The following is a 12,704-nucleotide window of genomic DNA, read 5'->3' on the forward strand; positions in this document are numbered from 1 at the left end:
ACCATCATACACTAAATCAGTAAGTTGGCAGCATTACCCAATCTTGTAGGTAATATAGCGAGGAAGACCTTCATTGAAGGAAATATAATCAATGATGCCTAAAGATGGTCTGAGTATGTCGAATACTGAATTGAAAAATCAGTATACCCGTAATGTTGCGTTTCGACTGTGATAATTATGGCCCACCTGATGGTGGGCTCATATTGAAGTTATGATATCAATGACCAGTAATATATCTAATTATTCAAAAGCTGAACCACTACCAATCGCCCACCATCCTCTGAAGACAGGATGAACTGGGTGTTGTCCTCAAGCGGCAACTTTTCACCAATGCCGACCGTTTTCCGATCGGGAAGTGATATGAGCCCGCTAAGCCCCTCGTTAACCAGCCACCACTGGTCATTATGGAAGACGAAATAACCAACCCTTTTCTTCTGCTCATCGGAGGTTCGTTCGTTAGGAGCAATCAGTCGGTTGACGTGCCATACATATAATGACTGACCGCTCCACACCATAAGCCGGTGATCATCTGGCCTGAAAGTTCCAGCCTTTCTCGTCGAATACAGATTAAGGATGGGGAGTTTGCCTTTGTAGGGTGTACCGCAGTAGGGACAAACGGGTTTCGTCTTGCCATTGAAAACGTACCATTTCTGGTCACAATCCTTGTTCTGGCATGGCTGGATGAGATCGACGGTTTTTACCAGGGCGCTCTCCCATTCATCGGCTGTAGGGCGCTTCGACGGATCATGCAACCCGTCAATAAAAGCCCGGTCGAAGAGAGGTTTCAGGTAGGGCCCCATAATGGTGTACGGGATTTTCTGAGGATCTGCCCACGGGAGCGAAAACGATGAGACCTGATTAACCTTAACTGCATTGCTTCTGTCAGTCGGGTGTTCGATAAAAAGTGCCCGCTCTCCCATGGAAAGCGACTCATCCCTGACCTCATCATCGATATCGTGAATTTTTCCTCCCCGTAACGGGTGGCGGAAAAGAAGATACATGTAAATGAGTACCGAAAGTGCATGCCGGTCGGTAGCGATACTCGGCAATACGCGGCGGGGATCGTCTTTGGGGAGATGGCTTGTCTTCACCACTTCCGGGGCAATAAAATCAGGTGTGCCAACCACGTCTGGAGGATATTTTCCCGGAACCACCAGCCCATCAACATCAATAATGCATGCGTGGCCTAGTTCCGGATCTATCAGCACATTTTTATAACTCAGGTCACTATGACACAGGCCCGCAGCATGCATTCGTCTGACTGCACGCGTTAGAAGGATGCAGACCTTCAGATAGTTAAGCGTATTGCCACGTTCACGTGGATCGAGAAATTTATTCTGATTGTTCGCACTGGCAAACCATTTCCCTTCCTTTTCTCGTCCTTTGATCCCGAGGAAATCATTGTTTTTGGAACCATACCGGAAGAAGAAATGCCGCTGGTAAGCAGGTACAACAATACCCACCTTATCAGCGTGCTCAACCACATCAGTGGGCCAGCAGAAGAGACCTTTCCAGTAATCTCCACCCGTCTGCTCAAAAATATTCTGCCGGTACCTCCCGGTGATCATGTTGATACGTTCCCGGGCCTGTTCATTCTGCGGTTTATGGTAGAAGGCTACGACATATGATTTATCCGGAGAAAAATAAACGTCTTTCATTGAGCCAGAGCCGATGACTTCATCGACATACTGAATGGTTTTCCCATCCTTAGTTTTGCATGTAATTATATTTGCCATGAATAGCCACCTGCTATCGCATTAATTTCACCAGAGCACAATGATTGTGCGATCATCGTGATTTCCCGGAGAGAAAAAGTTAAGCCACTCCACCAGTTGTGCCGAGGCATGTTCAGGGTCTGTGAGTAGGGGAGAGAGCTCGGCCATCAGCCTGTCCCATTTTTGTGGATTCTGAAGCCCGTTATCCGTTTCAAACCAGGGATCGGAAACACCATCAGTCATCAGAACCAGATGCGATATGTCGTTCCACTTACCGATACTAATACGTTTACTGAATCCGGCATCACTGACGGCATCGGCATCCAGAAACCGCGTCTGACCTGCGTACTCTCCGCTATCCGGTGTCCCAAGCACTCTGACTTTGCCAGCAGGTCCATATGCAGCTATCGCACCGTCACCTAACCAGAAAGACGCGGCAAACAGATCGGCACCGTCGCGAAAAGTGACGGTCGCGAGTAAAGTTGTTGAGAATGACTTTACTTTATCTTCAGCCAAAATTGCGGCACTGCTGATATTGTTTACGGCCAGTACCGCTGCCTGTCGGAAGTGGTGGTTTATAAACTCCCATACTGCTCGCTGATCTTCACTGTTCCAGCGAAGGACCCTGTTTTTGATCTCAAGCCCTTTCTCAGTCTTGAACTGGTTGAAGAGATAGTTACCAACGGTTTCAGAAACGATGCGGGAGCCTTCCCGGGAATATTTAGCGCTCCCCGCGCCATCAGCCACCAGTAATACACTCCATCCGGATACATCACTGAAGTTGAGGTAATAATCGTCGTCACGAAAAGAGCCTACATGTTCATGGGAGCGTCCACGACGGCTTGCTCCGGCAATATGAATACCTGACCGACAGACACTCTGGTGGTCGATACTCTTCTTGTAGAATGGTGCATCAGAAGGCGGGTCAATCACTTTCCAGAGACTTTTCGGATCAGGGTTCACGACAAAAAGTAACTTTTTTTCATTATCACGATGTGAGCTGCATGACCATTTCACAGTCAGTTCAAAGTCTCCGCTCTGCCCTGGTGTCCCCTGGAGGCGTCGCTCATTGATATCAAATATCAGCCCTATGTCCTGAGAGAAGTTAACCTCCGTGATCTCTGCCTCAACACCTGTATCGGTCGCTATTTCCAGTCGAACATCGTAGGGTTCTCCTGCCCGTGCATTTGGCAGCATGATAAACACCTCCGGCACTTTTCCGGGGGCAGGGGATGTTTTATTCTCCACTCTCTGAGGTACTTCCCCGGGCCGTAAAGCCCTGACTGCGGTGTCAGCTGAAAGGTTGTCAGAAACAACCGGAACGGTTTTGTCCATGTCTTCTGGTTGCGCCGTGACGGAAGCCTCGGTCTGTAAGACCCCGGTTGCATCAGGAACTTCTTCAGTGTGTCCCTGAACGCCTTCTGACGCTGTATCATCCACCATTTCACTATGCGCTTCCTGCTTATCATTTCCCTGAAGTGCAGTAGCAGCATGGACGGGTTCAATCTCAGGTCTATCAGCTTCGCTTTCACCAGAGTTTTGAGGTGGGAGGATATTGTCAGAAAAAGGCTGGGTAAGACGTTCTGAAACTGTTTGAGTGTTCTCCGCCGGTATGGCTTCGCTTGCACAGTGTTGAATGACCGTTTCTCTCAGCTGCCGCACAGCAAGGGCAACATCAGGTATGTTACCAAGACAGCATACTTTATCAGCATCAGTCGGTTCCCCTGATGCCTCCAGAATGAGAGCAATAATTTTATGTTCAGGTGTAATGAACTCGCTCATTAGCCGCGTCCTCTGCTAACGTTAAAATCTGAATTTCCACCCTCGCTCTGAAAGGACAAACCTTTCCCACACCATGGGCAGTTCACATCATCAGGCCCATCAATACAGAGAAGTTTTCCGCAGGTACACATCGCAAAAGCACTACTGTTTCCGCAGTGTGGGCACCCTGGTACGCCATGGAGTTCACTGGTGTTTATCTGCGCCCCCGCTACGGCCATATCCGTCCATGAGAAGTAATCTTCATCCACAGGATAACAACCAGCAATGTTAAAGCTGTTAAGGTTTAGATCGAAAGCGAGTCCCGATACCCTGGCTGGCGGACGCTCATACTTAATCAGATAGGGTCGACGGGTTTTACTGCAACGCCCGGTTAATACCACACAGTTTTCATCGTATGCACGGACTGTGTCATCTTTGGCAAGTTTGACGATATAGTCAGTTTGTTTAAGGGGCGGCTGAGAATCCTCGCCAACACTACGACTGTGAGCTGTGACTGAAGCTGTGATCCACTGGATAAACCGCGAAAAATCGCCTTCCTGATTTTCGGTAAACGATAAGACGTTTTCAGTCAGTTGCCTGAGTACACTGAGATCAACTGATGGTCCGATCCCCACAGCAATCATATTCACTTTTTTTGCGTAATATTCGTTCCAGCGCTTAATCTCAGCTGAAATGTCATCTGTCGGTCGGCCGTCAGTAAGTAAGTAGACAACTGGCTTCCAGTCACCTTTTTCTTCCAGCGTCGTTTTTCGGACCTGAGAATCTATCTGTGTTGTCAGTTCCCGTAAGGCAGTCGCGAGGTTAGTTCCTCCACCGACAGGAAGGCGGGGGGGATAAAAAGACAAAATGTCATGTAACGGGACAATCGTTCTGGCAATACCGGCAAAGGCAATTACTGACACCCAGACAGTCTCCAGAGCATGAGGGTCCTTACGCAGATCGCTCACAATCTTCTGCAAGCCATCATTCATCCTTTTCAGGTTTTCACCAATCATGGACTCAGAACAGTCCAGAACAAAAAAAACGGGAAGTCGTCTCACAGGAAACTCCCTCATAGCAAAATGTGACGTCCATGGCAGAGATGGACTTTATCGGTATACGGCAGGGTTATTCCCTGCCATACCGGCGTAAGTTACAGAACAAGCTGGATTTCGGGTGGTGGTGGTGGAAGTGTGTCCGAATCAGTAGTGACTCCGGCACTGGAGCTTCCTGAAGCCACGCTGGCACTGACCCATTTAAAAAAGCCTGAAAATGCGGTCGAATCCAGTGTTTCAAGAGCCACAACTTTGTCAGTCAGTAGTTTCAGATGTTCGTGTCCCGCTTTAGGGCCAACAGCACAGGCTATAATGGAGCCAAACGAACGCCGCTTAACCTCTTTCACAGCCTCCCCATAAGCCCAGGCATCTGACGGAGTACCATCTGTCATCAGAAACACCAGCGGTCTCCAGTCGCCTTTCTGTTCACCATCAGAGCGGCGAATATCCCGGTCCACACACTGGATCAAACATTCAAGCGCCGCGCCGGTAAACGTACCGCCCGCGCTTGGTACTTCTATATCAGAAAACTGAAAGTCCGCCAGGGCAGTGAGAGGAACATACTCCCGGGCTTCATTATCGTATGTAATTATTGAGATATGGACGCTTTCGAGCGCATAAGGGTCCTGTCTCAGGGCACTCAGCATAGCCTGCACACCCACATTCACTGAATGTATCGATTCTCCTCTCATTGAGCCGGAAGTATCGATGAGCAGATATACGGGTAGTCTTCGCATTTAGATATAGTTCCTCAGATGGCTTACGAACGAATCGGAGGTGGAAGGCTCGCCTATCGCATTCAGTTTCCAGCCACTGGATTCCCGGACAAGCTCAGCAAAGACCATCGATCGCTGACCATTAAAGGCTACACCGCCGGAGAGGTCAAAGCGTGCCATTTCCACATTTTTTCCGTCTACCGCCCGGATAAATGCATTTTGCACTTTTCCAAAGTGCTGCTGTAATTTTTCGCCGTTGTAGATCTGAACAATAAAGACAATTTTTTCGTACTTCGGATCGATGCTGTTTAGTTTTACGATAATTTGCTCATCGTCTCCGTCACCGGCACCTGTCCGGTTATCGCCGGTCAACCAGATCTGCCCTGATTTATGGCGAAGGCTGTTGAAGAAAACGATATCGCCGTTAACCAGTGTCGGCTTACCATTTTCAACATTGCCAAGGTCAGTCACTTTACCGGCTGCGTTGCAGAGAAAGGCAATAACATCGAGGTCATACTCTTCCTCTTTTTTGCCAAAAATTCCGCCCAGGAACCCTTTTTTCTCTTCATTGATGTCCCAGCCAAGACCTATCGTGACTGAGGAAAGATCGAACTCATTTTTACGCAGGCTGACGCCTTGCCCTTTCCGTAAGCTGACAGTCATAGGATCCTCTCTTAAGTTGATTGCTTATAAAACCACGTTTACTTCTGGCGGCGGTGGAGGCAAATCATCAAGACCGATAACTTCTTTTTTACCGGCATCGACTTTCTGGCTACCTACGGAAACACTGGCAGACACCCATTTGAAAAAAGCTTTGATGGAAGAGCTGTCGGCAGTGTCCAGCTGGAGAACAATTTCGGTGATCTCCTTAAGCACATCCGTATCGGCATCATGCCCGGCAGCACAGGCGACAACTACCCCTTTTTTGGCTGCTTTGAATTCATTAAGTCCTTTACGCCAGTCATCAGTAGGGCCACCATCCGTCATCAGGAAAACGAGTGGACGCCAGTCGCCTTTTGTCTCCGCTGTCGTTTTCTGAACTTCTGCATCAATTCGGTTTGCAGTCAGGGATAAGGCTTCGCCCAGAGCGGTAGTTCCGCTTGCCGAAAAAGAGGGGAGATTGAAACTGAGGAGATCTGTAAGAGGTACGGCCTGACGAGCAGTAGAGTCAAAAGTAATGACAGAGACATATGCAGTTTCCAGTGCATAAGGATCCTGCTTCAGGGTGGTCAGTAGTGTCTGGACACCATTTTTAACTGCCTCTATAGGCTCTCCGTGCATTGAACCTGATGTATCGAGAAGCAGATAGACGGGTAGTCTTCTCATCTTAAACTTTCCTTAATGGTTGATGGGGGAACTCGTTTCCTGAACATGGTTTTATAAACACTTCATATCATAGTACTAAAAACAAAGGCATATAGTTAGTTCAGCAATCACAAAGTGAGATTTTCACGTTGTTTCAAACGCGCGAGTTGGTTGAGCAACAATACAAATTTGCAATATTTCAACAATACGATTCCCGCAATTATTAGTAGGCATTCGCCATACTGATAACCCGTCGCAGGGAAACCGGACAGGTCATAACCTATATAAAATATGGTTTAACGCTTTTGCATTTAATAATACGCCGACGATGGTCAGTCAAAAGAAAACCAATAAAATAAAACACGGGAATTATTTATACATTAAGAATCTTTATTTTATTAATTTGCTATTTATCTACTATTTATCTGTAGCAATACAATAAATACCTGTTGGGAAAATGGTAAGGATTGCCGATTAGTGGAGTGAGAACAACCACCCCATTAATATTCTGCTATTTATTCATTTCATTGATAATTTCATCAATTTTTAACTCTACTAATTTTTCTACTGACTCGCTTCTTGATGTACCGCTTAGCGCAGCCAGTTTGTCAATTTTGCGAAGAACACGGCGTCTTATCGACAGGGAAACGGAAGTTTTTATATCCTTATCCAGTACCACCCGTGCCCCCTGGTCATGTGTTTTTAAATCAGAATTAAGGTCCAGCGCCTCACTCATTCTCTTGAGTGTTTTCTTATCCAGTAATCCGGAGTTTACCATCTGATAGGAGTGGCCAGCCTTACTGTATTTAATTTCAGCAGCGTAGGTTTCCCTCAGCTCTTTAAGCGCCCGGCTTAGAGTCGGCTCAGAACAGGCCAGCGTCGCGGTGATGGATTGCGCCGATACAGGCTTCCCTGAGCCCAGTATGTTAGCCAGGGTGTAAACTCTTTCCTGTCTGGTGTTTAATTGCATATTCAGTCGGTACCTGCCATATGGGTCAGTGGTTCTATAGGCTGAAAAATGTAAGTCGCACTCATTTTCCTGATCAGACCTCGATCACCTAATGCTTCAATGGGGTCAAGGCCACGCAGATTCCCGAAGTTGATTAGTTCGATTTCAGAGCGGCATACCCGCCAGGAAATAATGTACTCGTCTTCAAGATATCCAGTGCGTTTACTTACCCGCTGAGTGAAGCCTGAAATGACGACCTGTTCAAACGGAAGCGTCTGGAAAACGATTGCTGCTAATCTCAGCAGGCATCCGTGAACGTGTTTAGCGTAACTTTCCCGGACCGCTTTCTGCGTCATGGCTTTTTCATTGATATCAGTTCCCCGGGCATTCACGCTATACACTTTATCAGGCATATCCTCAATCTCAGGTAAATCAACATCAAGCCAGACTGTTGATTCCTCAGGTCGTACCTCAAACGACACCATTGTTGCTCGCGGCCATTCTGTTTGCGAGAAAACTTCCTCAAGACAATGTTCAAAGAAGCGGGCGTCAGACCGGAATTGCTCTTTCGCTAAAGCTACAGACTCCGTGCGATTTTTTTCATGCTCCTGGTACTGATGCTGCCATTCTGCGTACTGCTCAGCCCAGGCTATACGCTGTTTCTCATAACGCTGCTTCAGCAACGCATTTTCACGTTCAATATCAGCGACTGTCACCTGCCACCGCCGAAGATTTTCGTTCTGTCGCTCCTGTCGGGCTGCATCAGATTCAAACCATCCCCCAAGGAAGCCGCAACCGGCATGCTCATCAGGTTCTGGTGGAAGTGGTATATATTCAGGTTTGTTTGGTCGTACCGGCGCAGGAAGAGTGAAACTGCCCTGACGGAGCGCCAGGTACTGTGTCTCGAGCATGGCCCAGGTATTCCCTCCCTTTGGGGAAGGGGAGAGTTCATGGATATTGGTTATCGCTGTTACGGTGGACATCAGTTTTTCCACCACCAGCTCCAGTTCAGACCTCAGACCGGGATCTGCCTGATGCCTGGTATTCACTCTTTCCCGTGCTGTTCTGTCAATCCGGGTGCGGTAACTCAGTCCCGTTCCGGGTAGGCCCAGGTAGGCAAACGTTCCATTCTTTCCCACTGACAGCGAAGCTCCACGGGGGCCAATACTCAGGCTGGGGGCCCCGTTACTCAGGTTAACCCTGACCCCCGGGATAATGCTGATCGATTTACGAAATCTGAATCCCATATATTCTTCCTTAGTGCTGCTTAGAAACTGGAATAAGCCTGATTCCTTCCGGATTTTGCCCCGTAGTCAGACCGTAAACCTGTCCCCGTCCCAGGATCCCCTGAGCCCACCGGCGATGGGTGGCCGGTTCACACATCGCTCCCTGAGATTTGAAGACTGCCTGGGTGGAATTCAGAATTCGTAACGCATCTGAATGCTCACCAGGAGACACTTTAAGCGCCTCCTCTATGACACTAATCTGATCAGGATGAATGGCCGTTTTACCCACCAGCCCATGGGCGATATCCATAGAGAGTTCTCGTCCCAGAACGCCGTGATCGTCGATGTGTTCGCATACTGGTGCGGTAAGCGCAAAATCACGAGGAGCGAATACTGACACAAGCATTTTTATGACATAACCCATAGGAGTGTCATAAAGGGTCAGATCCCGTGGCCGTCGCAGAGACACGACGTTCATGAGATCGTTTCCGCCGATCCGCAAAGCGATTATGCGGTCACGGCAGTCATGACTCGAAAGTTCATTTGCCAGCGCCTGCATTTTAATAACATCATAGACTTCTTCGGTTTCAAGCGTTGGCATCATCATCAATGATGTTCCTGCCATGATGTCCCACCAAACCGGGAGCGTGGAAAGGGTGAATTTGGGCAGTACAAAACCATCAACTGCACTCAGGTCCAAATTAGTCGTTAACCATCCCCCCATATCAGTGTGACGTGGGCGGATAAATACCAGTGGGTACTTCTCATCATCGTTGACGGCTCTTGCGTGTCTCAATTGCTTCAAAAACAGTGAAAGATTCTGAATCGCAAGAGGGATGTCATGCTCGCTGACCGCATCTTCCAGGCAGACAACCAGAGAGCGTAGCCCCGGTATTTTCCCTTCCAGAACGACCTCAGCGATATCCTTGCGTGTGGCAGGCATATACAGCGTGGCACCGAGTTCCCATGGGTTGGGTTGTTTTTTCATCAGCGTACCTTTTTGATAATGGTAACCGCACGATACTGACCGAGCGTATCCCCGGCTTCCGTCACCTGGATACCTTTCTCTTTTGCCAGCCCAACCAGAAGAGAAACATCCGGGTCATCCATCTGGCGAACAAAAACATGATCAGGTACACGACGCAGAACCGCCCGCGTCGCTTCAGCGATACCCGGCTTAATGCGGTTAATGCTGTCCACCTCATAACGCGCAGCAAGGCTCTGGATAACTTTTCTGCTCAGCTGCCAGCGTGCGGCATTTTTCCCTGCGTCCCAGCCAGAAGCGGGAAGGGGTTTACCGTCAAGCTGTTCACGGAAATGTGCTACCGTATCCACCAGCATCTGGCTACATTCAAAAGACTGAAGGTGATCGCAAACCACACAGCCATGCAGGCCTTCTTCGGCCCAGACAGAGCGCGAAATCAGACCCGAGACAGGCGCGCCCATGATACCGAACGGGATAAGCCAGTCATCGTCACTGGCAGCAAGCCAGGCACATCCGCAGGGGTCAGCCAGCACAACCAGTCGAGGCTGCTCCGGATAACCGGGACGGTCCTTCAGTGTGCGGGATAATTCGCCGGTAATAGCTCCTTTTCCCGTCCAGCCGTCGACAAACACTATGCCACCAGTACCATGGCGTGATTCGATAAAATCAAGCGCCGCAGCATCAATACCCCTGTCGCGGATAATGCTGATCCCGTAGTGGAAAGACTGTTTTCCCATCGCACGCAGAGCCTGATGCAGCATGACCCCCAGTGGAACACCAGCTCTGACCAGGCTGACCAGGACAATGGGTTCATCGCCAGCACGACGGGCCAGTTCACGAGCAAGATAAGATACCTCCCGTGCCAGACGTGCAGCTCCCGAGTCAAGCGCACGGGTGAAAAGATCCAGGTGCCAGCGGGTCGGCTCTGGTTCCTGGCTTAACATGTCGGAATAATGCATTTTTCCTGACTGAATCAGTTCTTCCTTCAGGTCAACCGGTGTCATCTCCATGACAATGGGTTTCAGCAAAAAGTGAACATCGTCCGGTTTATAGGAACCAGAAAACGGGGCAAAATGCGACATCTTATTGCTCTCCAAAAATACGCTGTGATATGGCCTCGGCAAACTGACTCTGGCGTGGAAGACCAAACCAGCTGCAGAGTTTCATGAACCGATGGTCGCTCAGGCTGTCACCCAGCCCCATCACCGGGAAAACCCCGCGCTCCTGACGCAGTTTCTCCAGCAACCATGAAACGGCCAGCCCTTTTTCTACCGGGCAGGGTAACCAGGCAATGTTGTTGCTGTTACGGTGGATGTAAAACCCTTCGGTCGAAAAAACGCGCTCAATCTCATCCCCGACAGCGTTCAGTTCATCAAGCTTCGTGCTGTCGCGGTGCTTCATGACCAGATACACCGGCGTACCCTCATATTCGTAGTTGAGGCGTGCCCAGGCATTAATGCCTCGCGCATCCATGAGCTCGGTGATGATATGTTGCATTGATGTTAAGCGGTCGGCGTAGGAGGACAGGCACTCCAGCATATGGGCTTTCCAGTCGCTGTCTGGCGTACCATCTGGACGAAGGATCACCGCGCCATGAGTGGTCACGGCCCAGGAACGGAAGGGGATCTGTACCCGACTGATTTCTTCCGTACCTCTGGCCGTCACCGGAATGAGGTCCGCATGTTCCAGCAACCAGTCCACCAGCATGGCCTGCTCTTCGGTCATAAAACTGCGAGGCGTGAGGCTGCGATCCAGTGCGCCGGTCCGGAACGGTTCAAGGGCAAGTTCATCAACCATTTTTCGGCGGGTCTGGAACAGGGTGTCATCGAGGTCGCTGAAGACGACGGGCTTATTCATAGGTAATCACCTCTACAGTGGGAGCGACAGCGGAAAGCGCCTCAAGCAGTCGGGGGTCCACGCTGGAAGCTGGCGTTTCGCAACAAATCAGGATCCGGTCAAACTGCTGATGAGCAACGTTATAGACATAATTTGGAATACCCAGTCCGTAGTTATCGCTGAAAGCAATGGCGGACTGGATAGCATAACCAGTGGAAATCGGTGAGCGGGTCGTCGAACTGAACACGACCTGAGCACCTGCCGCTTCAAGTCGCTCAGCCAGCAGGAACGGCTCCCAGACAAATTCACCGGTGCCCAGTACCAGAATGTTTTCACCGTGCGAAACCTGAACCTGGAGACCCAGGTCACTCGCCGGTATCTGCATCCCGAGTCGCCCCCAGGATTGTTTGCCGGTGATCGGGATGTTCCCTCTGGAGGTCACATTTACCTGGGGCATGACAGGCAGCGTGGCATCCGGTTCGGGTGTCCAGCGCCAGTTGCCGGAGATGAGCGATACTGTATGTAGGGGCAGGGGGCTGTTCTGACTGAGTGCTTCTCCGCTCCAGTCAGTCAGCGTGACAGCAATAACCCGTCGTACCTTCCGGAGTGCACCCGATGCACGTAATGAGGCGAGAAGATTGAGGAACGTTTTCCCTGTCGTGGCTTCATCATCCACGAGCACTAATGTTTGTGCCTCCGCTACGGTTTGCCGCATGGCAGCAGAAACTGGATAGTAGATCAGGTGGTCTGTTGCATGGCTGTGCTCTTCTTTAAACTCGCACAACAGTTCGGCATCGACCGGATGGCGGGTTGATGTCAGATAAACACAGTCAGGGTGATGCTTGCGCACCTCATCAAACACTCCCGCCCCGAGGCCGACAGCCGTCTCAGCCATCCCGATAAATACCACCGGCCCGTCCAGAGTCCCGGGAAACTTATCCGCCAGCTGTGTATAAACATTGCGCATGACCAGAGGAGAGACAGGAATATGTCGACCCAGCACTTTACTGACAAACAGAAATGCGCGTTTTGGATTCCGCCGTTCGGCGATATCAAAGAGATCAGTAAGAGGATAATCGGTTTCCTCGCTGCTTACCTCAATTCGCCCACAGGATAATGTCTTTTGATAAACGAAATTACCATCAATTTCTGACAT

12 protein-coding genes are annotated in these 12,704 nt (G+C 49.7%); all 12 read right to left on the minus strand.

All coding sequences use genetic code 11. From position 1 onward, the window contains the following. Positions 1-236: 236 nt before the first annotated feature. The 12 genes from HMPREF3178_RS04395 to HMPREF3178_RS04450 all read right to left on the minus strand — a co-directional run bounded on the left by HMPREF3178_RS04395 (position 237) and on the right by HMPREF3178_RS04450 (position 12,704). Positions 237-1,736, minus strand: coding sequence for a helix-hairpin-helix domain-containing protein (locus HMPREF3178_RS04395; RefSeq protein ID WP_032731872.1), 1,500 nt, complete (start codon positions 1,734-1,736; stop codon positions 237-239). Between the two features lie 27 nt (positions 1,737-1,763). Then, the gene (locus HMPREF3178_RS04400) at positions 1,764-3,497 is read right to left on the minus strand and encodes a PP2C family serine/threonine-protein phosphatase (RefSeq protein WP_032731874.1); all 1,734 of its coding nucleotides are present in this window, start codon (positions 3,495-3,497) and stop codon (positions 1,764-1,766) included. Continuing rightward, positions 3,497-4,537 carry a TerY-C metal binding domain-containing protein gene (locus tag HMPREF3178_RS04405; RefSeq protein WP_032732017.1) on the minus strand — a complete coding sequence of 347 codons (1,041 nt, stop codon included), beginning with the start codon at positions 4,535-4,537 and terminating at the stop codon, positions 3,497-3,499. Before HMPREF3178_RS04405 ends, HMPREF3178_RS04400 begins: the two co-directional genes overlap by 1 nt. A gap of 92 nt (positions 4,538-4,629) precedes the next feature. Beyond that, positions 4,630-5,268, minus strand: coding sequence for a vWA domain-containing protein (locus HMPREF3178_RS04410; protein WP_032731875.1), 639 nt, complete (start codon positions 5,266-5,268; stop codon positions 4,630-4,632). Continuing rightward, a complete protein-coding gene (locus tag HMPREF3178_RS04415; RefSeq protein WP_004026586.1) occupies positions 5,269-5,910 on the minus strand; it encodes a TerD family protein in 642 nt (213 codons plus the stop codon). A 24-nt stretch (positions 5,911-5,934) separates the two neighbouring features. Further along, positions 5,935-6,573 (minus strand): vWA domain-containing protein, encoded by a 639-nt coding sequence (locus tag HMPREF3178_RS04420; RefSeq protein ID WP_004026588.1) that lies wholly within the window; start codon positions 6,571-6,573, stop codon positions 5,935-5,937. A gap of 490 nt (positions 6,574-7,063) precedes the next feature. Beyond that, positions 7,064-7,522 carry a type II toxin-antitoxin system HicB family antitoxin gene (locus HMPREF3178_RS04425; protein WP_032731877.1) on the minus strand — a complete coding sequence of 153 codons (459 nt, stop codon included), beginning with the start codon at positions 7,520-7,522 and terminating at the stop codon, positions 7,064-7,066. 2 nt (positions 7,523-7,524) lie between these two features. Then, entirely contained in the window at positions 7,525-8,748 is a 1,224-nt protein-coding gene (locus HMPREF3178_RS04430; protein WP_032731879.1) for a DUF4236 domain-containing protein, read from the minus strand. Between the two features lie 10 nt (positions 8,749-8,758). Then, positions 8,759-9,715 (minus strand): HpcH/HpaI aldolase/citrate lyase family protein, encoded by a 957-nt coding sequence (locus tag HMPREF3178_RS04435; protein WP_014386544.1) that lies wholly within the window; start codon positions 9,713-9,715, stop codon positions 8,759-8,761. Further along, positions 9,715-10,794, minus strand: a complete 1,080-nt coding sequence (locus tag HMPREF3178_RS04440; RefSeq protein ID WP_004210251.1) for a cysteine protease StiP family protein — start codon at positions 10,792-10,794, stop codon at positions 9,715-9,717. The genes HMPREF3178_RS04435 and HMPREF3178_RS04440 overlap by 1 nt, the downstream gene beginning before the upstream one ends. A gap of 1 nt (position 10,795) precedes the next feature. Next, on the minus strand, positions 10,796-11,569 hold the full coding sequence (locus tag HMPREF3178_RS04445) for an HAD family hydrolase (protein WP_004181732.1): 774 nt from the start codon (positions 11,567-11,569) through the stop codon (positions 10,796-10,798). Continuing rightward, entirely contained in the window at positions 11,562-12,704 is a 1,143-nt protein-coding gene (locus HMPREF3178_RS04450; protein WP_069335030.1) for a phosphoribosyltransferase domain-containing protein, read from the minus strand. Before HMPREF3178_RS04450 ends, HMPREF3178_RS04445 begins: the two co-directional genes overlap by 8 nt.

The organism is Klebsiella sp. HMSC09D12 (assembly GCF_001808475.1).
GTDB lineage: Bacteria > Pseudomonadota > Gammaproteobacteria > Enterobacterales > Enterobacteriaceae > Klebsiella > Klebsiella oxytoca.